19 protein-coding genes are annotated in these 22,421 nt (G+C 39.4%); 2 read left to right on the top strand and 17 right to left on the bottom strand.

Annotated elements, in window-relative coordinates; translation table 11 throughout:
• Nucleotides 1–24: 24 nt before the first annotated feature.
• The 15 genes from ACS5PU_RS04570 to ACS5PU_RS04500 all read right to left on the bottom strand — a co-directional run bounded on the left by ACS5PU_RS04570 (nt 25) and on the right by ACS5PU_RS04500 (nt 17,994).
• A complete protein-coding gene (locus ACS5PU_RS04570) occupies nt 25–1,098 on the bottom strand; it encodes a glycosyltransferase (protein WP_439458091.1) in 1,074 nt (357 codons plus the stop codon).
• Between the two features lie 9 nt (nt 1,099–1,107).
• Nucleotides 1,108–2,001 (bottom strand): glucosamine inositolphosphorylceramide transferase family protein, encoded by an 894-nt coding sequence (locus ACS5PU_RS04565; protein WP_439458090.1) that lies wholly within the window; start codon nt 1,999–2,001, stop codon nt 1,108–1,110.
• Between the two features lie 4 nt (nt 2,002–2,005).
• Nucleotides 2,006–3,847 (bottom strand): asparagine synthase (glutamine-hydrolyzing), encoded by a 1,842-nt coding sequence (gene asnB / locus ACS5PU_RS04560; protein WP_439458089.1) that lies wholly within the window; start codon nt 3,845–3,847, stop codon nt 2,006–2,008.
• A gap of 20 nt (nt 3,848–3,867) precedes the next feature.
• Nucleotides 3,868–4,968 carry a glycosyltransferase gene (locus tag ACS5PU_RS04555; protein WP_439458088.1) on the bottom strand — a complete coding sequence of 367 codons (1,101 nt, stop codon included), beginning with the start codon at nt 4,966–4,968 and terminating at the stop codon, nt 3,868–3,870.
• A 6-nt stretch (nt 4,969–4,974) separates the two neighbouring features.
• Entirely contained in the window at nt 4,975–5,577 is a 603-nt protein-coding gene (locus ACS5PU_RS04550) for a sugar transferase (RefSeq protein ID WP_439458087.1), read from the bottom strand.
• Entirely contained in the window at nt 5,574–6,845 is a 1,272-nt protein-coding gene (locus ACS5PU_RS04545) for a DegT/DnrJ/EryC1/StrS family aminotransferase (RefSeq protein ID WP_439458086.1), read from the bottom strand. The genes ACS5PU_RS04550 and ACS5PU_RS04545 overlap by 4 nt, the downstream gene beginning before the upstream one ends.
• A gap of 57 nt (nt 6,846–6,902) precedes the next feature.
• Nucleotides 6,903–8,120, bottom strand: coding sequence for an O-antigen ligase family protein (locus tag ACS5PU_RS04540; RefSeq protein WP_439458085.1), 1,218 nt, complete (start codon nt 8,118–8,120; stop codon nt 6,903–6,905).
• A complete protein-coding gene (locus ACS5PU_RS04535; protein WP_439458084.1) occupies nt 8,117–9,211 on the bottom strand; it encodes a glycosyltransferase family 4 protein in 1,095 nt (364 codons plus the stop codon). The genes ACS5PU_RS04540 and ACS5PU_RS04535 overlap by 4 nt, the downstream gene beginning before the upstream one ends.
• 6 nt (nt 9,212–9,217) lie before the next feature.
• The gene (locus tag ACS5PU_RS04530; RefSeq protein WP_439458083.1) at nt 9,218–10,087 is read right to left on the bottom strand and encodes a glycosyltransferase; all 870 of its coding nucleotides are present in this window, start codon (nt 10,085–10,087) and stop codon (nt 9,218–9,220) included.
• Nucleotides 10,088–10,101: 14 nt separating this feature from the next.
• The gene (locus ACS5PU_RS04525; RefSeq protein ID WP_439458082.1) at nt 10,102–11,262 is read right to left on the bottom strand and encodes a DegT/DnrJ/EryC1/StrS family aminotransferase; all 1,161 of its coding nucleotides are present in this window, start codon (nt 11,260–11,262) and stop codon (nt 10,102–10,104) included.
• Nucleotides 11,259–12,701: a lipopolysaccharide biosynthesis protein gene (locus ACS5PU_RS04520; protein ID WP_439458081.1), complete on the bottom strand. Its 1,443-nt coding sequence runs from the start codon at nt 12,699–12,701 to the stop codon at nt 11,259–11,261. The genes ACS5PU_RS04525 and ACS5PU_RS04520 overlap by 4 nt, the downstream gene beginning before the upstream one ends.
• A 4-nt stretch (nt 12,702–12,705) precedes the next feature.
• Nucleotides 12,706–14,004, bottom strand: coding sequence for a nucleotide sugar dehydrogenase (locus ACS5PU_RS04515; protein ID WP_439458080.1), 1,299 nt, complete (start codon nt 14,002–14,004; stop codon nt 12,706–12,708).
• A complete protein-coding gene (locus ACS5PU_RS04510; RefSeq protein WP_439458079.1) occupies nt 13,997–14,545 on the bottom strand; it encodes a UpxY family transcription antiterminator in 549 nt (182 codons plus the stop codon). Before ACS5PU_RS04510 ends, ACS5PU_RS04515 begins: the two co-directional genes overlap by 8 nt.
• A gap of 375 nt (nt 14,546–14,920) precedes the next feature.
• Nucleotides 14,921–17,212 (bottom strand): GumC family protein, encoded by a 2,292-nt coding sequence (locus tag ACS5PU_RS04505; protein ID WP_439458078.1) that lies wholly within the window; start codon nt 17,210–17,212, stop codon nt 14,921–14,923.
• 20 nt (nt 17,213–17,232) lie between these two features.
• The gene (locus ACS5PU_RS04500) at nt 17,233–17,994 is read right to left on the bottom strand and encodes a polysaccharide biosynthesis/export family protein (protein WP_439458077.1); all 762 of its coding nucleotides are present in this window, start codon (nt 17,992–17,994) and stop codon (nt 17,233–17,235) included.
• A 723-nt stretch (nt 17,995–18,717) separates the two neighbouring features.
• Here ACS5PU_RS04500 and ACS5PU_RS04495 point away from each other — a divergent pair.
• Nucleotides 18,718–19,395 (top strand): acetyltransferase, encoded by a 678-nt coding sequence (locus ACS5PU_RS04495; protein ID WP_439458076.1) that lies wholly within the window; start codon nt 18,718–18,720, stop codon nt 19,393–19,395.
• Between the two features lie 58 nt (nt 19,396–19,453).
• Here the strand turns inward: ACS5PU_RS04495 and ACS5PU_RS04490 are convergent, their stop codons facing one another.
• Together ACS5PU_RS04490 and ACS5PU_RS04485 are read right to left on the bottom strand one after the other, a co-directional pair.
• Entirely contained in the window at nt 19,454–19,843 is a 390-nt protein-coding gene (locus ACS5PU_RS04490) for a response regulator transcription factor (RefSeq protein WP_439458075.1), read from the bottom strand.
• Between the two features lie 44 nt (nt 19,844–19,887).
• Entirely contained in the window at nt 19,888–20,652 is a 765-nt protein-coding gene (locus tag ACS5PU_RS04485) for a DeoR/GlpR family DNA-binding transcription regulator (RefSeq protein WP_439458074.1), read from the bottom strand.
• Between the two features lie 162 nt (nt 20,653–20,814).
• On the opposite strand from ACS5PU_RS04485, the gene ACS5PU_RS04480 reads away from it, so the two are divergent.
• Nucleotides 20,815–22,410, top strand: a complete 1,596-nt coding sequence (locus tag ACS5PU_RS04480) for a glycerol-3-phosphate dehydrogenase/oxidase (protein WP_439458073.1) — start codon at nt 20,815–20,817, stop codon at nt 22,408–22,410.
• Nucleotides 22,411–22,421 lie beyond the last annotated feature (11 nt).

The following is a 22,421-nucleotide window of genomic DNA, read 5'->3' as shown; positions in this document are numbered from 1 at the left end:
TTTTGCTATGGCTTTGGGTTTAAATTAGTTTAAGGCGCTTAAAATCGACTGGGCAAATATTTCTGGCCTGCGGTTATACAAATACTGCTGTGCAATTGCTGTATCGCTGTTTGTTTTGTTGTTGAGTGTCTGGTGCATTGCCGCTGCAAGGGCTTTTGCGTTGTTTACTTCTACTTTTGCAATGGCAGGTATGTCGGCTATCCCGCCTGCGCAGAGGGTTGATACAACCGCGCTGTTTACCGACATCATTTCGAGCAGCACATTTGGGAAGCCTTCTTTTATTGATGAAACCACACACAACTTTGCCTGTTTAAAGTAAGGTGCCGGATTATCTATCTGGCCTTTCAAAAAAACAGAATCAGTTAAATTGTTGGCCGCTATCATAGTGGTTAACTGTCCGCGCTCTTTCCCCTCGCCCAACAGCAGCAATTTAAGCTGTGGATGATCCTGTTTGATCATTTTAAAAGCTTCAATCAGGATTGGAAAACCCTTTTCTGGGATCAATCTTCCTGCAGAGCAGATAAAATCGAGTTTTGCATCGCCATTAACCAAAGGTTTAACCGATTGACTGATAATATGGTTAATATCAACTGGGTTAGGTTGAACCAATACATTCATTTTAGCAAGGAAAGCATTGTGCTCCAGCAGTTGCTGTTTCATTAAAGCTGTTTGGCAAACTACCAGGTTAACGCCTGGGTACCCCATTCTGTAAATCAGGCTGTAAATGCGTTTCTTCATCCCGGTAAAACGGGTAAAAACAGAAGTACATTCCCTTACAATCAATTTAGATCTTACATAACCCATCCTTTTTAAAAAACCTAAAAAAGCGTTTAGGTATGGATGGGTGCTCATTACAATATCGCCACGCTTGTAGTTGCGCAGCAAGGGAACCAGTTTTACAAAGCCCCAAAAGATGCTTTTTCTGGATAAATATCTCTTGGTGATGTTTTCTGAAACTTTTAATCCTGAAAATCGCTGTTTCTTTAAAAAAACCATTTCGCCATTAACGGCCTTGGCCATCATGAACAGTACATTTTCTGCGCCGTTAGGGGCATCTGTTAACGAAATGAAAATAATTTTTTGTTGAGGCGTGTTCATTCCGATCTACTATCTGTTTTTAAAATTTCTGATCAACTTTTTAAGCGGCATAATGGCGCTCAGTACTTTCCGTTTGCCATCTATTACAATCATGTTATCGGCAAAACTGATATTGTGAAGTCCTTTGTTATATGCTTTATCAGGCAATATTTCGAATTTGTGGCTTGCCCTAAACTCTTTTTCGTTCAGCAGCTCAATTTCATTGATAATGATAGAGCCACCGTAGTTTTTAACCGGGTTTTGTGTTGGCCGGTATAACGACTCGCCCACCTTAAATAAATTACCTGCGGCCCTGCAAAATTCCTTTTCTACAGGAATGGGGTTTTGGTAATGCCCGGTATACTGCCCATCTATGGTAGCAGCATGGTAAATATAAAGATGGTCAAGATCGCCAGATACACTGGTAAACAACCAGTATTTATGGTTATGGTAAATGAGCGAGCTATCTACGAAAGCTTTTCCGCTAACCAAAACCTTTATTTGATTCAACTGATCTGGGTGATCTTGATCAACTTTATAAAGCCTTATTTCCTTAGTTTCAGAAGTTTCGGGTATGCAGTACAAACCGTCTTTTTCTTCAATGAGATAGGGATATGATAAATGGATCTTATCGGGTTTAATACCGGATACTTTTCTTTTGTTCTTAAAATCCAGTCCATCTATCATCATAATTTCGCCCTTACCTTTCCAAAAATCGAGTTCTTCGTAGTAAATTCTGGGGGCATTATCTATATTCACCACAAAAGGATCAGCAGCATAATCTATGCTATCTTCATCGAGCCAGTTAATGGCCGGGGCTAATTTTTGGTTTTTGATCAGCTCCTCAGGTGTTTGATGGATAAAACCAATGTTCCATTTATCGGCAGTGAAGATTTTATTGAAGAGGTTAACCGTTGCGTTCATGGCTTTAGGCTACTAATGAAACTTTCTGTGCTGTTGATTTATTTTTGATGAGCCATTGAGAAAGCACCAAGAGTTTCCATATCTGCGGATACCTGTTCCACTTTCCGCTCATGTGCTCGTCGATGATTTCCTGGGTTCTTTTTACGTGAATGCCCGGGATATTTTTCAAGTTATCTGCTGATAAATTATCCATCACATATTCCTTTAATTCATTTCTGAACCAGTTTTCGAAAGGCATGGTAAATCCTGCTTTTGGCCTATCAAACAAATTGGCTGGAACACGTTCGAAAAGCAAATCTTTTAATATGCGTTTTTGGTTGCCACTGCTGTATTTAAAGGCGGTAGGCAATGTTCTCGAGAATTCCATCACCCGGTAATCCATTAGTGGAGAGCGCGATTCTAATGAGAAAGCCATCGAAGCCCGGTCTACCTTGGTATTGATATCGCCGTTTAAATAAGTTTTGATATCAAAATCGGATACACGTTCTAACAGCGGTTTGGCCGGATTGGTCAGGATATGCATCAGTGGGTTAAACTTCGCCAGATCTGGTTGCTGTACCCAGGAGTTTTCCATATTGCCAAACATCTTTACATAAAGCTTTTCTACATCTTCCATAGAAATACCCATGGCAATTAGTTTGTGCCTGTAGCTGGATGATTGCTGAATTAAACCGGCCAAAACTTTGCGTACACCCAGCGGTGCATAAAACAAACTGTTTACCTGTTTAATCCATTTGTAGCGGTGGTAACCTAAAAAGGCTTCATCGCCTGCATCGCCACTTAGTGCAACGGTTACATGTGCCCTGGTGTTTTTGCTCAGCAACATGGTTGGTATGGCGCTCGAATCGGCAAATGGTTCGTCGTAATACCGGCTAAAGTTTTCTATCAGCTGAATACCATCATTGTAATTGCATTCAATGGTATGGTGATCGGTACCTAAATGTTTTGCTACCTGCGTAGCGTATGCGCTTTCGTCAAAACCTTTCTCGTTAAATTTGATTGAGAACGTTTTAACATGGTCAATTTCCTTTGTGGCCAGTGCTGCAATTAACGATGAATCAATTCCGCCGGATAAGAACACACCAAGCGGCACATCTGCATTCATCCTAATTTTAACGGCATCTGTCAGAATCAATTCTAAAGCTTCTTTAGCTTCATCGTAGCTTCCGGCAAATTTGTTTTTCCAGCCGTAATCTAAAGCCCAGTATTCGGTAATTTTAATTTTATGGGCTTTTAAATCGTATTTAAAGTAGTTGGCTGCAGGCAGTTGTTTTACTTCTGCGTAAATAGACTGTGGTTCCGGCACATAGCCCCATATTAAATATTGGCTAATGGCTTCATCATTTACACTTAAGCCCCTATCAATACTGATCTGCGATGGCTGACTGGCAAACTCGAACGATGCATGATCGTGTGCGTAGTAAAAAGGCTTTTTACCAAAACGGTCTCTGGCGCCAAACAGTTCGTTATTCCTCGAATCGTAGATCACGAAAGCAAACATCCCATTAAAACGGGTTAAACATGCTGCGCCGTAAGCCAGGTAAGCAGCACAGATTACTTCGGTATCAGAACTGGTGCTAAACTGGTAACCTTTAGCCTCAAGTTCTTTTCTAATATCCTTGTAATTGTATATCTCGCCATTAAAAACGATGTGTAAATGCTGATAAGAAAATGGCTGATTAGAACGTGCATCTAAATCGATAATCGCCAATCGGTTATGCGCAAAAACTACCTGATCATAACGTTGTATACCGGTATAATCTGGTCCACGAAAACTGATTCTTGCCATTTTTTCACGTATAACCTCTTCTGGATAAGGTATAGTTGAGCCGTATATTCCGCACATAGCTTTATTTTTTTGAGTTGTTAATTGATTAATTCTTCATATTCAGCGCTGATCTTATCGAGCGCACATTTTTCGTATACATTTTGTCTGATCTCTGCCCGGTTCCATTTGGTTTGGGTGCAGGCCTCGATAATTCTTGCCCTAAAACCAGTTAAATCGTCCTGTTCGAGCACATAACCGTTAAAACCATCTATAATTAATCCCGGTATGCCGCTTACTTTAAAGGTTACCACTGGCAGGCCAACAGTGAGTGCCTCTAAAACCACATTCGGAAAACCCTCTGTATAAGAGCTGAGCACCATTAAATCGTGCTGCACCATTACTTCGTGGATGTTTTTTATTTCCCCGATTATCTTAAGCCTGTTATCAAGCTGGAGATTGCTGATTTTCTGTCTGATTTTGTCTTTCAACACACCGGTACCCACAAAATCGAGATGGTAATTTTCAGGTAGGCCAGCCATAATATCAACCAGCCTTTCCAATCCTTTTTCTAAGGCGAAACGGGCTACTACCAGTAATTTGTAAACTTTAACCGGAGTGGTATCTACTTTAAGCTTATCGGTTCGAAGTACTGGATTGGCAATTACTTTGATCAGCTTTTGGTTAACATTATAAGTATCCATCAGCGATTGTTTCATCTCCTCCGACTGGCAGATAATCTGCCTATACCCGCTGTAGCTTAAACGGGTAAAGAGTTCGTAAAATCTCGATTTAAAACCTTCAAACAGCCGCTGTTCGTGCGGGATGTTGGAAGCCCGCGCAATGAGCATCGGGATTTTTAAAAACCTGCCTACCAGCGAAACCAGGATATTGATATGATCGGTAGTAGAAAAAACGGCATATGGTGCTTCTTTTTTCAAAACAGCATATAACGAAAAGAATGATTTCGAAGCTTTTTTTGTTTTCAGGTCGATAAAGCGGACACCGGCCAGATCCATCGAAAAGCAATTTACTGTCGAGTCGAGAATTACAATGGTAATATCGAACTTATCTTTGTTGAAGCCTTGGGCCAGGTTCCAAAAAACCCTTTCCGAACCTCCTGAAGTTAATGAACTCAGTATAAAGAAAACTTTTTTCTTTGCACCAATTTCTTCTGTAATCGTTTGTTTGAGCGCGCACATGTTCTTTTAGTTGATGACAATCCTATTAATCGTTAACCAAATGATTTTAAAATCGGTAAGCATATCGTTCTTTCTGATGTACCGCATATTCTGCTTAATTTTTGCAGGGATAATGCGTTCGATGTAGTACGCTTCGGGATTTTCGGCATGCTTTAACAGTTCGTTCTCGTTACAGAACTCAACCGAAGCCCAATCGGTAATGCCAGGCTTTACTGATAAGACATAACGCTGTTCTTCGTTATAGAGGTTAACATATTTTCTAACTTCAGGCCGTGGCCCCACGCAGCTCATCTGCCCTTTTAATACATTGAGCAACTGCGGCAGCTCATCGAGCTTATATTTTCTTAGCCAGTAGCCTACTTTGGTTATGCGGTCGTCGCGGTTGCCAATGGTTAATAAGCTATTGTTGCTCTGTACCATTTTCATGGTGCGGAATTTTACCAGATGGAAATCTTTCATGTTCTTTCCTACCCTGATCTGCTTGAAAAAAATAGGACCTTTTGAATCGAGCTTGATTAAAATCGCAATCAGGATCAAAACCGGACTGAACAAGATTAAGCTCAAGACTGAAAAAACAATATCGAATGCTCTTTTTTTATCTATTTTCATGATGCTACTGCCATTGGTTTATGTACTATAAAATTTTCATCGTCAGCACTGATGCTGTTTAACTGAATGTTTACACAACTGATTACGGAATGGATAATGAATTCTAATTCAACATCAGTTAACTGTGGATAGATTGGAAGTGAAATTTCGTGGGCATAATTTTGATAGGCCGTCGGATAATCTTCTATTTTATATCCCAGATCTTTAAACAGGGTAAGCATGGGCATCGGAATAAAATGTACATTGGTTGCAATACCCAAGGAGGCCAGATCATCAATAACCTGATCGCGCTGTGCCTCTGTTAATCCCTTAACCCGCAATGGGAAAAGATGATAGCAGGATTCTCTTTGTGTGCTTACCAAAGGTGGTGCAATAAACCAATCTTCGTGTTCAAAGCCTTCGCAGTACTTTTGGGCAATTTCTTTGCGTTTGGGCAAAAGATCTTGATTGTATTTTCTGATCTGGGCCAACCCAATGGCTGCGCAGATATCGGGCATATTGATTTTTAGGCCCTGAAACAGAATATCGTAACGCCAACCAGCACCTTTTGATTTGGAGAGGGCATCTTTATTCTGCCCATTAAGCGTATACATTTTTAAGTAACTATATTCCGCTCCATGATCAAAAGCCTTAGGCAGGTTTAAACAGATGGCCCCACCCTCTGCAGTAGTAATATTCTTTACCGCGTGGAAAGAAAATATCGTAACGTCGCATTGTTTTGCAGCTGGTTTATTGTGGTACAAACTGCCAATGGAATGTGCGGCATCAGAAATTAACAGTATCCTTTTTAGCAACAGCTGTTTTTCCGATTCGCATTTAAACTTTTTCTGTACTTTATCGCTGGTAATGATCTTGCTTATAGATGTATAATCGCAGGGCCATCCAGCAATATCAACAGCTATAATGGCTTTTGTTTTTGAGGTAATGGCTGCTTTTATTTTATCAGGGTCGATATTAAAATCGTCTGAAACATCAACCATCACCGGGGTTGCGCCGCAATGCAGCACTGCCAATGCAGTAGCGCTGTAAGTATAGGCTGGCACAATCACTTCATCGCCAGCTTTAATGCCGAACCATTTCAACATTAAAATGGCGCCCGATGTCCATGAGTTTACACATATCACTTCATCAGTTTCTGTAATGCTCTTAATTTCCTGTTCAAGGGCTTTAACTTTAGGCCCAGTGGTAATCCATTTATCGTTTAGGGTTTCTAAAACCTGATCAACCACTGATTGATCAATAAATGGTGGTGAGAATGGGATATTCATATTCGTTAATTTAATGGTGTTAATTTCAACCTATCGGGATTGGGAAAAACAGAACTGTTATTTGTATTCAACCAAAATGGGATCTTCCATTTTAATTTTCGAAAGCTGTAAAATGGCAAAGTAGAGAAACAGCGTTGGACCACTGGTAGCCAAAAGCCACTCGTTATGAAAAAATGAATTGATGGATATGGCAATGAAAGAGCAACTTAAACAAACCAGCAGCGCATTCTTCTTATCTTTAATGTGCAGAAAAGCATAAAAAATTACCTTACCTACTTTTTGATACAGTAAAATGAGCAAAATAAACCCGAGCAAGGGCCCGAGGTAGGTAATGAACATGAGATAAGCATTGTGCGAGGTGATAACGATAGGGCCTTTTTTGTACACAAAGTTGTGCTGTACCACATCGTTCCAGGTTTTTCCGTAAAAGAGCAAACCAAATGGATAATCGGCAATGATCTGTATGTTTTCGCCCATCAAATCGCCGCGTTCTTCTTTCCCTTTTGCATTTTCGGCACTTTTATTTAAAATGTTCTGTTGCTTTTTATCGCCAGAAAATTGATCCAATGAACTTTGTGCCACAAATAATATGGCAAACAAGGCGCCAAATATCAATATGGATCTGGCTTTGTAATAGCTTAGAAAAAACAGGCCCAGCACAGCGGCAAAAGCCACTAAAACCGACCTTTGCATACCAAAGAAAATAAGAGAGAGCGATAATCCAAATAAGAGAAGGTTAATTATCCAGCTTTTCTTAAATAGTATTGCATTAACGACTAAAAATGGAGTCAACGCTGCCATTTGATAGCCAAAGGTGAAAATAGTTGTTGATATGCCTGCGGGTGCCTGTAGTACTTCTTCCTGTACCAAAAGCGACCGTATAGGCGCCATGTTGTACTGGTGATCGACAAACATGATGAGGCCCGATAACAATAAAACGCCGAAAAAGAAACCCACCGCAATGTTCATCCGTTGTAAATCGCTGCCAATAACATAATTAAACAGCAAGGCGAAACAAACCGCCACGATTAACAAGGCAAAAAAGCCCGTTACATCTGCCTGGCCTATCAGGTAAAAGAATAAGGCTGCTATAAAAAACACCAGTAACTCTTTACCGTAAGAAAAGTAGGTAACATCTGTTCTGTAGAAATAAATTAATGGTGCCAGAAAAACCATTGGTGCAGGAATTCTAAAAATCCCGGTCATGAAGATGTTGAATGTTGTGGCATACACGTAGGCAAACAACAAAAAGAGAAACATAATTTTTTTGGTCATGACAGTATTAATTCTTCCCAATTAGCTGAGATTTTTTCTATAGAATTGGTTTCGTTAATCAGTTTGGCTTTTGCAGAAAATCTATCCCTCAATTTACTGTTACTTAATAGTTTACCTATAGCATCTGAAAGTGATTGTATATCATTGTTTTTGATTAAAAAGCCGTTAACTCCATGGTCGATAATTTCTGATGGACCAAACTCACAATCCATTGCCACACAGGCACATCCCATACCCATAGCTTCTACCAGTACATTGGGGTATCCTTCATTTCTGGATGAGAGTACAAAAACATCAGCCTGTGCATAATAATCCTGTAGGTTAGATTTAAAGCCAATTAGCTTAACCTTATCCGTTAAGTTTAGCTCAGCGATCTGCTTTTCTAAGTTTTCCCGTTCCTGCCCTTCGCCCGAAATCAAGAGATCTACATCTGATAAAGCTAAACGCTGGTAAGCATCAATGAGCAAATCGAAGCCTTTTTCGTGGCTTAACCTACCTACTGATAATATAAACGGCTTGTTGTTAACCGCGTTTAGGTTTGGTTTTACAAATTGATGGATCGGATTGTATATCGTTTTAAAATTATGCAGCTTTTCAAACTGTTTAATCCGCTTAAACCCGCTAAACATGCCAAATGCCGGCAGCACAATTGCTTTTGATTTTCTATAGATATGGAATACAAACCATTGTAATAATTTATTGTACTGATCTAAAGTGGTATTTAAAGCTGTTCTTTCAGAAACCAGATACGGCAAACCTAAAATCATGCAGCTTAAACCTGCCCAGATATTTGCCGATGTCATAAAACAGATGGTACAGTTCGGCTTTTCTTTCTTTAATAAAACAAGTAGCCTGTAAAAGGTTAAAAAGCCGTACCTAATTCTGTTTAGGAAATTTTGATTGTCTTTTCTGTCGAGTAGGTTTACAATTTTAACCTGTTCATTGATATGGTATTTAACCTGAGCGGTATTAAGGCAGATCATGGTAACACTGCAATCTTTATTGCTAAAATGATTGGCCAGGTTGCTAATTACCCGCTCAGCTCCACCACCCTCTAAACTGTTGATTACGAAGCATAATTTAGTAGCCATTTCGAATTAATTTACAATCGTTTTTATCGTTTGGAAAGCGTTTCCGAATGTTTTGTGTTTCACTTCGAAAAGGAAATATTTTTTTAAGTAGAAATGCAAAAGCTTAATTTTCTGCAAACCTGTGTAAGTGAAAATCTTTGCAATCATATTAAAATCGCTTAACTGCATTTTCTTTAACGGAACATAAGATACCGGGCTCCATATCCCTCCTGGATGACGCCTGTAACAGCTCATTACCTCTGGTAGTACATAAACTTTTTTACCGGTTACCCATGTACAATAAAGTTTTAAAAACTTATCGCAGGCATGGCATTTTAAAAACCAATCGTTTTTATACAGGTTTCTGATGGCATCTATATTGCGGTATACAATGGTAGCGGTACATGTTTCTACCTGTTTATTTACAATTAAATCGCTAAAGCTATACGTTAGTGGCCTAGGGTTAAAGTCCATGTAAAACAGCTCGGTATCATCAAAATTAATTTCGCGGGTGTAGTGGCAGCACATGATGTAGTCAGGGTTGTTTTCTAAAAAATCAACCTGTTTCTGCAGTTTGTGGGGGTCAGTCCAATAATCATCCCCATCGCAGGTGGCTACGTACTTTCCTTTGGTTTCTAAAGCTACCCGGATAACATTTTGAGTGGCGCCAATGTTTTTCGGCGCCTTTAACCGTTTAATTTTATCGGGATACTTGGCTACATATTCATCAATAATTTCGGTAGTACCATCTGTAGAGCAGTCGTCGCCAATAATAATTTCTGTATTAAAATTGCATTGCTGCATTAAAAAGCCATCGAGCGCCTTGGCAATAAATTTATTATGGTTGTAGGTTATGCAAAAGATGCTAACCATAATTTCTGCGTTATCTTTTTTCATAATAAATATTGCTGTTAACGACCATTAACCGCTACCCCTACGTTGTTGTTATTAACCAAGCTACCATAGTCTGCAAGTTTGATAACTTGTTTTTTGCGGTAATTTTGTGTTCTTAAAATGATCCTTACCACCAAATCCTGATCAGAGCTGGTTAAGGTATGGTACAGTGGAAGGCACATAATGCGTTTTGAAATAGAATCGCAGATTGGCATGTTTATTTTATCAATGTATGGCAGGGCCGATAATGATGGATAGAAATACCTTCTACAGTACACCTGTACCAGTTCTAACTGTTTCATACAATCGAGCATCACATCTTCCGATCTAAAGATTACCGGAAAGTAGGCGTAATTAAAATCGGTATCTGGTTGAATGACCTGAAACTGTGCGTCAATTTTATTCAGCCGCATGTAGTAATGTTTGGAAAGCTCTTCACGTTTACTCAATATCTGATCGATGTGCTTTAAATTACAAAGCCCCATTGCGGCGTGGAATTCTGAGTTTTTGGCATTGGTGCCTACTTCCGAAAAAGTATCGACCCCGCTATAACCAAAATTGCGCATCAGTGCCATCCGTTTTAAGATATCGGGGTCTTGCGTAAATACTGCGCCTCCCTCAATGGTGTGGAACAATTTGGTAGCGTGGAAACTTGTGGTGCTCACATCGCCGTAGGAAAAAATAGATTTGCCTTTGTATTTTGTTCCGAAGCAATGTGCTGCATCGTAAATTACTTTTAGGTTATGTTTCTTCGCAATGCGGTCAATAGCTTCAATATCGCAAGGGTTACCGAATACATGTGTAGCTAAAATGGCCGATGTATTCGGGGTAATGGCGGCCTCAATTTTTGCAGGATCTATGTTAAGCGTTTGTTCGTCAATATCAACAAAAACCGGCGTACAGCCCTGCCAAACAATGCTGCTGGTAGTGGCTACAAAAGAAAACGGTGTGGTAATAATTTCACCTTTAACATCTAAAGCCTGTATGGCCAGCTGCAGGGCTATTGTTCCGTTGGTAACAAACAATAAATGTGGCAGTTCTAAATACTGCTGCAACTTTAACTCCAGTTCATTTACCAAGGGACCATTGTTGGTGAGCCACTGTCTGGCCCAAATGCTACTTACATAGCTTTTAAAATCTGCCTGTTTAGGCAAAAAGGGTTTAGTTACAGGTATCATTGTTTGAGGATTAATTGTTTAAAATCTACTAGTGCGGCCAATCTGATACTGCTGCTTATACCTAGATAAAAGCCACCGTATATGATACTTAAGCCGATTATTCGGAGAAAATTATTGATGTTGTAATGTGCCATGCACCAACTATCCAAACAATAACAGGCTAAACCTAAAAGACTTGACAGCATTAAAATAGGTGCTATATCCTGAAGTTGTTCTTTAAGTGGGTAATTGATTAACCGGCCACTGTAAATGGAATTAATGTAATAGGCAAAAACAGTAAAAAAGAGTTGGAAGTAAAGCAGGCCCATTATACCAAATGGGATTACACAGATAATTCCAATTACACTTAAAACTTTTTTTACAATTTCGAGCTTTAAAAACTGTCCGCTGTGGCCTTTAACCTTTAAGATATTTAAGTTATAAGCGTGCAGCGGGTAAAGAATCCCGGCTATGCATAAAATCTGGAAATAGGGTACTGCTGGCAACCATTTATCGGTTAAAAGCAGCGAGATTAAAGGTTGGGCCACCAGTGCCAAAAAAATCAGTATGGGCGCGTTCCAGAATAAAACCTGTTGCATTAACCTGCTGTATATCATTTTCAGCTTTAGGTCATCATTGCTGATGTTGGCAAACATTGGATAGGTAACCTTATTAATTGCGGTCGAAATAATACCGATGGGCAACTGGCTTAAACTATCAGCCCTGGCATAAAACCCAAGCTGTGCCGCGGCATAAAACCGACCGATAATTACCGTATAAACATTTTGATAAACGGTATCGAGCAGGCCCGAAAGCGTCATTTTATAACCAAAATGGAAGTGTTTTTTAAAACTTCTCTTGCTAAAGATCAAACGTGGCCGCCAATCTGAATATATCCAGTGTAAAATGGTAGAAATACCTGCGCTGAGTAAGCTCATCCATACCAAACTCCAGGTGCCGTAACCATTTTTTGCCAGATAAATGCCCAAACACCCGCCCATTACCACTGCAGGTATCTGAATTACCGTTTGCAGCTTAAACTTCATCTCCTTGGTAAGCAATGTATTTTGGATACTAAAAAATGCATTGATCAAAAAGGTTAGCCCATAAATACGGACAATGCTGGTTAACTGTGGCTGCCTGTAAAAATCGGCTATCAATGGTGCTGCAAAGAACAAAACACCGTAAACTACGATGCTGCCAAAGAGGTTAAAAAAAAATATGGTCGAAAAATCTTTCTGGCCGGCCGTTCGCGTTCTGATCAAAGATGAAGTAAGGCCACTGTCCATCAACGAATTGCCAATGGCTATAAAAATGGAGAGCATTGCGATTAAGCCAAATTCGGCTGGGCTTAATAAGCGGGCTAAAATAATGGTGATGAACAGGTTGATGAATTTAACACTAAACTGCTGTCCAATCGACCATATAATGCCCGACCGCGCTTTATATGTTAAACTCATGGCTTTACAAACGAACCGTTTCCATTGATTGTGGCAGTACCGATTTAATATCGTATACCACACATTCTGGTTTGCGCAGCTCAGTAATATTTAAACCATTGAAAGCTTCGTGCGCTACTGCCAACACAATGCCATCGTATTTTCTGGTTTTAGAAGAGCCATTTTCGCAGATGATGCCGTAATTGTGGTTGGCCTGCTCGGCATTGGCCCATGGATCGTGAATGGTGACCTTTACCCTGTACTCTTCCAGTCTCCTTACAATATCAATTACTTTGGTATTGCGTACATCAGGGCAGTTTTCTTTAAAGGTAAAACCCAAAACAAGTACCTCTGCCCCAACAATATGAATGTTTCTGGCGATCATTTTTTTAATCATCTGATCGGCCACATACTTGCCCATGCCATCGTTTACGCGCCTGCCGGCTAAAATAATTTCAGGATGATAGCCAGCCTCCTGTGCTTTTTGCGCTAAATAATACGGATCTACACCAATGCAGTGCCCGCCAACCAAACCTGGTTTAAAATTTAAAAAGTTCCATTTGGTTCCCGCTGCAGCCAATACTTCAGAAGTATCGATACCGATCTGGTTAAAAATCATGGCCAGCTCATTTACAAAAGCAATATTGATATCGCGCTGTGCATTTTCGATTACCTTTGCCGCCTCGGCCACTTTAATTGATGAGGCTTTATAGGTACCGGCATTAATTACCGAACGGTATAGGCTATCAATTTTCTCGGCAGCCTCTGGCGTAGAGCCCGAAGTGATTTTTAATATATTGGCTACCGTGTGCTGTTTATCGCCCGGATTGATCCGCTCAGGAGAATAACCTGCAAAAAAGTCTTTATTGAAAACAAGGCCTGATCCTTTTTCTAAAATCGGCACACATTCATCTTCAGTTACACCAGGGTAAACAGTTGATTCGTAAACCACTATATCGCCTTTTTTTAGCACTTTGGCTACAACAGCACTGGCTTTCAATAAAGGGGTTAAATCTGGTCGGTTGTTTTTATCAACCGGTGTTGGAACCGTTACGATATAAACGGATGATGTACGCAGTTTTTCTATTTCATTGGTGCAGTATAAGCCTTTTAGTGTAGTGCAATCGAAAGTAAGCACATTGTTTAAATCCGTTTCCGAAACTTCTAATGTACTATCCTGACCTGCTTTTAATTCATCTATCCTGGTCTGATTAATATCAAAACCGAATACTTTATATTTTTTAGCAAATTCGACTGCCAATGGTAAACCAACATACCCAAGGCCGATTACCGTCATCTTTAAATGATTTTCAGAATTATACATAGTGTTGTTGTGGTTTTGCGGTGAATGTAAGGTTGCTTAAAGGTACTCTGGTTACTACGGCACAGTCTAAATGATCGAACGACATGAGTACATGTTTGCCCTGGATCTGGATAACTTCCCCTTCCTGATTGTGGAAAAGACCATTGCTGATCCTTACACGGTCGCCTTTAGAAACGCCGGATAAGCTTACCACATCTACATCGTTATAGGCATCCATAATCTGCTTAAGCCGGTCTATTTCGCCATCTCTTACCACAGCAGGTTTACCCATATAATTGATAAAATTTAAAACCCCTTGTACGAACTTCACTTTAAAACCATCGCGCTCATCAATCCGAACAAATACATAGCCGGTAAAAAGCGGCAGGCTAACTACTTTCTTCCTGTCGGCCCATTGGTTTTCTACATTTCTTACAGGACAAAAAGATTCAAAACCCTGCTCTTGCAGCAGTTTATCAACTTTTTTCTCCCAACGGGGGCGGGTGTAAATCACAAACCATTTTTTTGCGAAAGAGGGTCTGAAGTTAATTTTAGATTCCATTTTTTTCTATAGGGTTATTTATTTTGAGCTGATTTGATAAAGCTTCGCTATATCACTTACATGAAGTAGGTAATAATGATGGTAAACCTGTTAGTTTAGCCCGTTGGATACAGCTTCGCTATATCACTTACATGACTATTTTTTGTTATTGTTGTAATGAGTTGAACTGACTAATGGTTCAAATTGTAAGAATTGGTTAATTGTAACCTTTTGCATCATAAATGGCTAGCATCCTTGCGTTTGCTAAACAATTACATTTGCTATTACAGCTCACCAATTAACCTGTTTAACCAGTTAATCAATTAAGCAGTAAATTAAACCGTTGGGGACGTTTATTTGGTACTAGGTATTGGTATTCACAAAAGCAGGGTAGTTTTAGTTTGCCATAGCATAACCGTAGCCACCGTAGCTGTATTTTTGATTTTTTTCTCTTTTGGCATCGTTAAAAACAACCATCGGATTTTTAAGCTTGTTATTTTCGCAGATATCTTTCAGTATGGCCAATTGATATTTGTTGGTGTAATTGTATCTTACCAGATAAATACTCACATCGGCATATTCGGCAAGACTAAAGGCATCGGCCACCTGCCCAACCGGCGAGGTATCGATAATCACATAATCAAAGCGCTCTTTCAGCTCATCAAACAATAGCCCCATTTTTGGGCTCATCATAATCTCAGCAGGGTTTTCAGGCGATTTGCCACAACCGATAACCGATACATGATCTGATACGCTGGTTGGTTTGATAATATCTTCTAAAAAAACATTATCATTAATTAAGTAATCGGTTAAGCCAACCGTTTGTTTCATGCCCACTTTGTTCAGTAGGTCAGGTTTTCTGAGGTCGAACTCCAGCACCACCACTTTTTTATCCAGCATGCCCAATGTGGTAGCCAGGTTTACACTGAAAAATGTTTTGCCCTCTCCTTTCATGCTCGACGTAACCAGCATTACCTTGTTTTCGGCATTGTTGGACATGAGCCCTAAATTCATCCTGATGTACCTAAACAGTTCAGAAATGGTAGAGCGGTTATCTTTTTGAAACACAATGGTGCTTTTATCCAGGTTATGAGAAAGCTCACCCAGCATTTTGGCGCCGGTTAATTCAATTGTACTCGCATCCTGAACTTTGTTGTTAAAGAACCCTCTGATGTAAATAGCGCCTGCCGGAACAAAACAGCCAAAAATAAAGCCACACAGATACAAGAGCGGTTGTTTTGGGCTATCCGGAATGGTATTATAGGCCGGTTTATCTACCACCTGCGAAGTTGGAACGGTAGCTGATAATGATAAAGCTGTTTCTTCCCGTTTTTGCAACAGATATTTATATAAACCTGATTTTACACTTTGCTCGCGGCTTCTTTCTAATAAACCCCGCTCAATTGTTGGAACAGATTTGATTTTACTGTCAAACTGCGAATAGTTGGCCCTTAAATTATTCCTTTCGATAACAAAGCCCTGTTTAATGCTGGTCAAGTTTTCCAGGATATTGTTTTTTAAAGTGGCCAATTGCTCGTTCAGGTTCAGTACCAATGGATTTTCTGCATTGGCCGTGCGCAACATCCTGTTACGCTCTAACTGAAGATCATTAAACCGGGAGATAAGCGAGTTTAAAATAGGATCTTTTAGCCCCATTGCGCTTGGGGCCAGGTTAAATTGGCTTTGTTTACCTCTAAAATACCCTTCAATAGAAGATAGTATGCGCAATTGTACCGACGAGGTTTCTAAAAGCTGATTGTATTCTCCAGAGCGTGCAGCATTCATCTGTGCATCCATATTGATATCGGTAACACGGTTTTGCTGCTTATAATTTTCAACATCCTCTTCTGTTCCAGAAAGATCGTGTACCAGGTATTTTAACCGGTTATCGATAAACTTAATGGTGTTTCGGGCTATTGTGTTTTTATTGTTAACGTTATTGATGTTATAGGTTTCAATCAAGTCGTTCAAAATATCGATACCCCTTTGAGGAACAGCGTCGTTAAGGCTGATGGTAATGGTATTCGCATCTTTAACAACCGGAACTATCTTTAGTGAAACCAGGCTATAAGCCTCAGTCATTTTATACAGGTTTTTAAACTGGATTTTAATCTTGCCATATTCTTTTTTATAGGCTAGGCCCTTATCCACCCTAATGGCGTAATTTTTATTGTGTATGGTATCTCCATACTTTACAATATTGGTATTTAAACTGTCCTGAATGATGTAGGAAATCTCATCAAGATAAGAAATATTGATTTTACGGGCATAAGCACCATTTTTTAAGCTAACAGCAGTAACTACCAGCGGAGCTGTTTTACCGTATAGTTCTTTATACCTGAAGCCCTGCTTCTTGAAATAAGAAGTTTCCAGGTTCAGTTTTTTCAGTACTTTAAAAATCAGATCCCTTGACCTTAGTATTTCAATTTCGTTATCTACTGTTTTAACCGTTTGAAACATGTTCAGATCGGTAAAGGCTGTGCTGTTCGACATGGCAGCCCCATTTTTATCATCAGAGATTAAAAGCGTGCTGCTTACTTTATACTTTGGAGGGGTAATGTACAAGAAGGCATAAACTGCTCCCATGGATATGATCATACTCAATACAAAGTATGGCCAGTTTCTGGCAAACCTTGTCATAGTTTCTGCAAAATCCCTTGCGCCACCGTTTACAATTTGTTTAGACATGATTTAGTTTTTAAGAGACGTTATCGGTTTAAAACAGCTGTTATTAATACTGCTACAGCAGATATTGATGCAATTACAATAGGCATGATCCTGGTATTGGGACTATACTCTATAGCTTTAGATTTATCAGGCTCTACATACACCACATCGTTTTGTTTAAGGTAGAAGAACGGAGAGTTCATTACATCCTGATTGTTGAGGTTAAGCCTTTTCATTATGCGCTGCCCATCCTGCTGTCTGATAACCAGTACGTTTTCGCGTTTACCATAAACAGTCATATCGCCAGCCATACCTAAGGCTTCCAAAAGGTTAATATTATCGCCCTGTACCGTAAAACTCGAAGGCCTGTTTACCTCTCCTATTACCGTAACCTTGAAATTGATCAGTTGAACATCAACAACAGGTTTTTTTACATATTTATCGAGCTCTCTTGATATAGAGGCCTGAGCCTGTTCTATGGTTAATCCTTCTAATCTTACATTTCCAACTACCGGCAGGTTAATCATTCCTTCTTTGTTAACCCTGTAACCTTCTACCTTATAGTTGTTATCGGCATTTGGGTTTCGGGTGTTTAATGCAAACAGTACATTCGATTCTTGATTTAAACTGTTAACACTAATACTAAGTAGATCGTTCTGTTGAATTTTTACTTCCTGACTCTGTACTTTCTCTTCACTGGTTTGTTTAGCCAGGTTACTGAAATATACCAGGTCTCTTCTTGGGGCGCATCCTGTAATAATGCATGTATATATTATTGCGATAAATAAAATTACTTTCTTCATAGCCTAAGTAATGATTTAGTTTGTGGTTCGATTTATTGAGAACTAATCTATGCAATTAAGCCCCAATGTTTTATAGCCCTTCCTAGGTTGTATTTAAATTGTATAATTTAGAAACAGCATGCACACTATTTGAAATAATGCACTGATATATTATACATGATCTGTAAATTTTATGGAGCAGAAGATGTAAAAATTCCCCGCCAGATTTTTGGCCAAAAAAGCCAGTTTTCGAGGAAAATTTTAGCCCGAAAATTCAAAAAACGTCAGAAATTGATTTAACATTTGAAAAAGCTGCTTAATACTACAATATTCTGGGGCAAATTTTGTGTTTTTTAGTGAGCTAACTAAAATCTGGTCTATATCGAGTATACATTTTCATCATTTTATTCTGCCAGACATTTATTTTTCAAGCAAGAAGAAGCCGATATTTCGTATTTATTCATTTTTGTGCAATCAATTTTACAGATTAATTTACCCCTAGCAATAGATCAACTGCAGCACCGCGGTAGCGGCATAAAATGATCAAAAAGATACAATACCTGCTTGCGTGCATATAAAACGTTTAACATCTAAAAAACATGGTCTAAAAACTTGACCTTGATACGGTTGGATTGCGCAATTGTGAAACTGTAAAGCCAGCTAATCAATAAGTGTACAGTATACGCTCAGGAGGTTTTAAAGCCTATTTAATGTATAAATTAGTGGCTTATCAAAATTTAAATTATGAAAGTTATTATCTATGGAACTGGGAAAATGGCTGAGTTCATTTGTTACTCATTTATGAATGATAGCAACTACAACGTTCTTGCTTTTTGTGTTGACGATGCTTATGTACCGCCGGCTGGCAGTACATTGTTGGGCTTACCTATCCTGAGCTTTGCCCAGGTGCAGAAAGATTATCCTCCCGATGCCCATAAAATGCATATTGCAATAGGAAGAAACAGCGCAAGAGAAAGCGTATACAATAAGTTAAGTGATGCCGGCTACAGCTTTGCCAATTACGTTTCATCAAAAGCCAATGTATGGCCCGATCTTGTCATCGGCGAAAATACTTTTATAGATCAATGCTGCGATATACAGCCTTTTGTAACCATAGGCAACAACTGCATGCTTATTGGCAGCAGAATAGGCCACCACTCTACCATCAACAATAACGTGCTGCTCTCGGGCAACATTTTGGCCGGAAATGTAACCATAGGTCAGAATTCTTTTTTGGGCATTAATTCGGCCGTAAAAGAAGATGTGGTTATTGGTAGCTACAACATCATCGGTGCAGGTGTTTTCATTAATAAAAACACTGAAGATTATGCCATTGTATCAAACGCCTCCGTTCCTCAGCGGATTGGTGATTCCAAGCGGTTTGTTATGTTTAACAAAGGGCAGGATGTTAAACAATCCTAAGGAAATAAAAAAGGGAAACTAAACAGCTTCCCTTTTTTATGTAATGTATAATACCTGTTTATACTTTTGTTCTGTTTTCTACACTGCGCTTTAACTGTGCATTAATACGCTCCAAAACATCGTAAATATCAAATGGTTTGCTAATGTAATCATCAGCAAATGCATCAATAGCTTTTTGTTCGCTATTGTTCTGTGCAGACATTACAATAATTGGGATGTGTTTGGTAAAAATATCAGTTTTTAAATCCTCGCAGATTTCTGCTCCGTTCCCATCAGGCAACATCACGTCAAGTAAGAAAAGATCAGGCATGGCATCCTGGATATTCTTTTTCAATTCTGCAAAAGATGATGAAAGCTGTAACTCAAAGCCTTCTTCTTTCAATAAAATTTCAATAACGTTTCTGATCTCCTGATCGTCTTCTAAGATGTGTATTCGTTTTTTCTCCATGTTCAAATTATAATGTTTTGGTTCTATCGCAAGCGTGGATATCACTATACGATAGTAACAGTAACACCTAAACTCTCTAAATGTTTAACAATTTGTTCAGAAATTCCTTTATCTGTAATAATATGATCAATTTCTTCCAATCCGCATATCTTGCCGAAGCCTCTTTTGCCAAATTTGGTCGAATCGGCAAGCACAATTGTTTTTTGTGATACACCGATCATTTTACGGTTTAAATGTGCTTCCATGGCGTTTGTGGTGGTTAAGCCAAAATCCAGATCAATACCATCCACACCTAAAAACAGCTTGTTGAAGTAAAAATCCTGCAAAACCTGTTCAGCATAGGCGCCCATTACAGATGATGAACTTTTCCTCAGTAAACCGCCCAACTGTATTACTTCAATGCTGGGTTCGCGCATTAATTCAAGTGCTACATTTAAAGCCGAAGTTACAACAGTTAAATTGGTAGCCGGTGCAATATTCTTGGCAAAGTACAGTACTGTTGTGCCCGATGCAATTACAATAGAATCGTTATCGTTCAGTAAAGCAGCTGCAGCTATCCCTATTTTGTTCTTTTCGGTCGATTGTATTTTTTCCTTCTCATTAACTGGCCTGTCAACTGTATACGGATTGTTTACAGTTGCCCCACCATGTGTTCTAAAAAGAAGGCTTTTATCTTCAAGTAGTTTTAGGTCCTTTCTTATTGTTACGGACGACACTTTCAATTCCTTACATAAATCTACCACATTTATGTATTGATCACGTTGCAGGCGACTTAAAATAAACTGGTGCCTCTCAGCCAAATTCATCATAGTATATTAAATTAGCGTGCTGCAAAATAGCAATAAAAACATTCTTTAAAATATTTTAAAGAAATATTTAATAAATTTTTAACACCTATATTATATTATTTCGATTATCATTTCTTATAATTGCGTATTGTTTCGTTTTATTATTTTTCTTTACAGATACGAATGAAAAGGCTGCATCAAAACATTACTGCTGAAAACGTAAATTACGACTTGATTATTATAGGTGGCGGGGCCACTGGCCTTGGTACTGCACTAGATGCCGCCAGCCGAGGTTACAAAACCCTTCTGGTAGAACAATCAGATTTTGCCAAGGGTACATCAAGCCGAAGTACCAAACTGGTGCACGGTGGCGTACGCTATTTGGCCCAGGGCGACATTGCTTTGGTGCGCCATGCTTTAAAAGAACGGGGTTTGCTGCAGCAAAATGCCAACCACCTGGTAAATAAAGAAGCTTTTCTTATCCCATGCTACGATTGGTTTTCTGTATTAAAATATTTAGCCGGACTTAGCGTTTACGACTGGCTTGCCGGTAAATACAGTTTTGGTAAATCTAAATATTTTTCAAAAAGAGAAACTTTATCCATGATGCCAGGCATTAAGGCAGAGGGATTGAAAGGCAGCATTAGATATTATGATGGAAAATTTGACGATGCACGTTTGGCGATAAACATAGCGCAAACCGCCACAGAAAAAGGTGCGATTTTATTAAACTACACAAAAGTTACGGCCTTGCTGAAAGATGAAAAAGGTGCCGTTACAGGTGTTGAAACCCAGGATGCACTTACTGGATCGAGAGCTAGTTATTCGGCTAGGGTGGTAATCAATGCAACGGGCGTTTTTGTCGATGATATCTTGCAGATGAACAACCCCAATTCCAAAAAAATGGTTCGTCCCAGTCAGGGTGTGCATGTAGTGCTCGAGAAAAGCTTTCTAAACAGCGAATCGGCATTAATGATCCCAAAAACATCTGATGGACGCGTTTTATTTGCTGTACCCTGGCACAACCACCTGCTGGTGGGCACAACCGATACACCTTTAAATGAGCATAGCTTAGAGCCAAGGGCCTTAAAAGAAGAGGTAGATTTTATTATGAACACCGCTTCCTCCTATTTTACCCGTAAACCGCTAGAAAGTGACATTTTGAGTGTTTTTTCAGGATTGAGACCCCTTGCTGCACCCACAAATGGCGATGGTAACAGTACTAAAGAAATCAGCCGAGATCATAAACTAATTGTTTCTGCTAAAGGCTTAATCACCATTACTGGCGGAAAATGGACAACCTATCGCCGCATGGCCGAAGAAACCGTTAACCTCGCCATTACGCATGCAGATTTAGAACCGAAAGCATGTGTAACCCAAAATTTAACCATACACGGTAGCCTGAACCATAAAGGAACACACCATTTGGATATTTATGGCACCGACCGCGATAAAATTGAGGCATTAATGCAACAAACTCCTCACCTGCGCCAAAAATTAAACCCAGCCTTTCCTTATACCGAGGCAGAAGTGGTATGGGCGGCCAGATATGAAATGGCAGAAACGGTAGAGGATATTTTAAGCAGAAGGTTAAGAATATTGTTTATTGATGCGCAGGCTGCAAAAGATATGGCACCAAAAGTGGCCACCCTCCTGGCCAGGGAATTATCGGCCGATGAAAATTGGGAATCTGATCAAATCGAAACTTTTAATAAATTAGCCGACGGTTATATTTATCATTCATCACCTAAAACAACCAATCCGGCTTTAGCCAACTAACCAAAATTTGA

The sequence above is a fragment of the Pedobacter sp. GSP4 genome, from assembly GCF_051857575.1.
Lineage (GTDB): Bacteria > Bacteroidota > Bacteroidia > Sphingobacteriales > Sphingobacteriaceae > Pedobacter.
This window is presented reverse-complemented; position numbering and strand designations above follow the sequence as displayed.

What these genes read in the sequence shown, in the direction of transcription:
- asnB (WP_439458089.1), bottom strand. Translation starts at nt 3,847, where the DNA reads ATGTGCGGAATATACGGCTCAACTATACCTTATCCAGAAGAGGTTATA.
- ACS5PU_RS04535 (WP_439458084.1), bottom strand. Translation starts at nt 9,211, where the DNA reads ATGGCTACTAAATTATGCTTCGTAATCAACAGTTTAGAGGGTGGTGGA.
- ACS5PU_RS04485 (WP_439458074.1), bottom strand. Translation starts at nt 20,652, where the DNA reads ATGATGAATTTGGCTGAGAGGCACCAGTTTATTTTAAGTCGCCTGCAA.
- ACS5PU_RS04555 (WP_439458088.1), bottom strand. Translation starts at nt 4,968, where the DNA reads ATGTGCGCGCTCAAACAAACGATTACAGAAGAAATTGGTGCAAAGAAA.
- ACS5PU_RS04550 (WP_439458087.1), bottom strand. Translation starts at nt 5,577, where the DNA reads ATGAAAATAGATAAAAAAAGAGCATTCGATATTGTTTTTTCAGTCTTG.
- ACS5PU_RS04500 (WP_439458077.1), bottom strand. Translation starts at nt 17,994, where the DNA reads ATGAAGAAAGTAATTTTATTTATCGCAATAATATATACATGCATTATT.
- ACS5PU_RS04540 (WP_439458085.1), bottom strand. Translation starts at nt 8,120, where the DNA reads ATGACCAAAAAAATTATGTTTCTCTTTTTGTTGTTTGCCTACGTGTAT.
- ACS5PU_RS04495 (WP_439458076.1), top strand. Translation starts at nt 18,718, where the DNA reads ATGAAAGTTATTATCTATGGAACTGGGAAAATGGCTGAGTTCATTTGT.
- ACS5PU_RS04505 (WP_439458078.1), bottom strand. Translation starts at nt 17,212, where the DNA reads ATGTCTAAACAAATTGTAAACGGTGGCGCAAGGGATTTTGCAGAAACT.
- ACS5PU_RS04480 (WP_439458073.1), top strand. Translation starts at nt 20,815, where the DNA reads ATGAAAAGGCTGCATCAAAACATTACTGCTGAAAACGTAAATTACGAC.
- ACS5PU_RS04570 (WP_439458091.1), bottom strand. Translation starts at nt 1,098, where the DNA reads ATGAACACGCCTCAACAAAAAATTATTTTCATTTCGTTAACAGATGCC.
- ACS5PU_RS04515 (WP_439458080.1), bottom strand. Translation starts at nt 14,004, where the DNA reads ATGTATAATTCTGAAAATCATTTAAAGATGACGGTAATCGGCCTTGGG.
- ACS5PU_RS04490 (WP_439458075.1), bottom strand. Translation starts at nt 19,843, where the DNA reads ATGGAGAAAAAACGAATACACATCTTAGAAGACGATCAGGAGATCAGA.
- ACS5PU_RS04565 (WP_439458090.1), bottom strand. Translation starts at nt 2,001, where the DNA reads ATGAACGCAACGGTTAACCTCTTCAATAAAATCTTCACTGCCGATAAA.
- ACS5PU_RS04545 (WP_439458086.1), bottom strand. Translation starts at nt 6,845, where the DNA reads ATGAATATCCCATTCTCACCACCATTTATTGATCAATCAGTGGTTGAT.
- ACS5PU_RS04530 (WP_439458083.1), bottom strand. Translation starts at nt 10,087, where the DNA reads ATGAAAAAAGATAACGCAGAAATTATGGTTAGCATCTTTTGCATAACC.
- ACS5PU_RS04510 (WP_439458079.1), bottom strand. Translation starts at nt 14,545, where the DNA reads ATGGAATCTAAAATTAACTTCAGACCCTCTTTCGCAAAAAAATGGTTT.
- ACS5PU_RS04525 (WP_439458082.1), bottom strand. Translation starts at nt 11,262, where the DNA reads ATGATACCTGTAACTAAACCCTTTTTGCCTAAACAGGCAGATTTTAAA.
- ACS5PU_RS04520 (WP_439458081.1), bottom strand. Translation starts at nt 12,701, where the DNA reads ATGAGTTTAACATATAAAGCGCGGTCGGGCATTATATGGTCGATTGGA.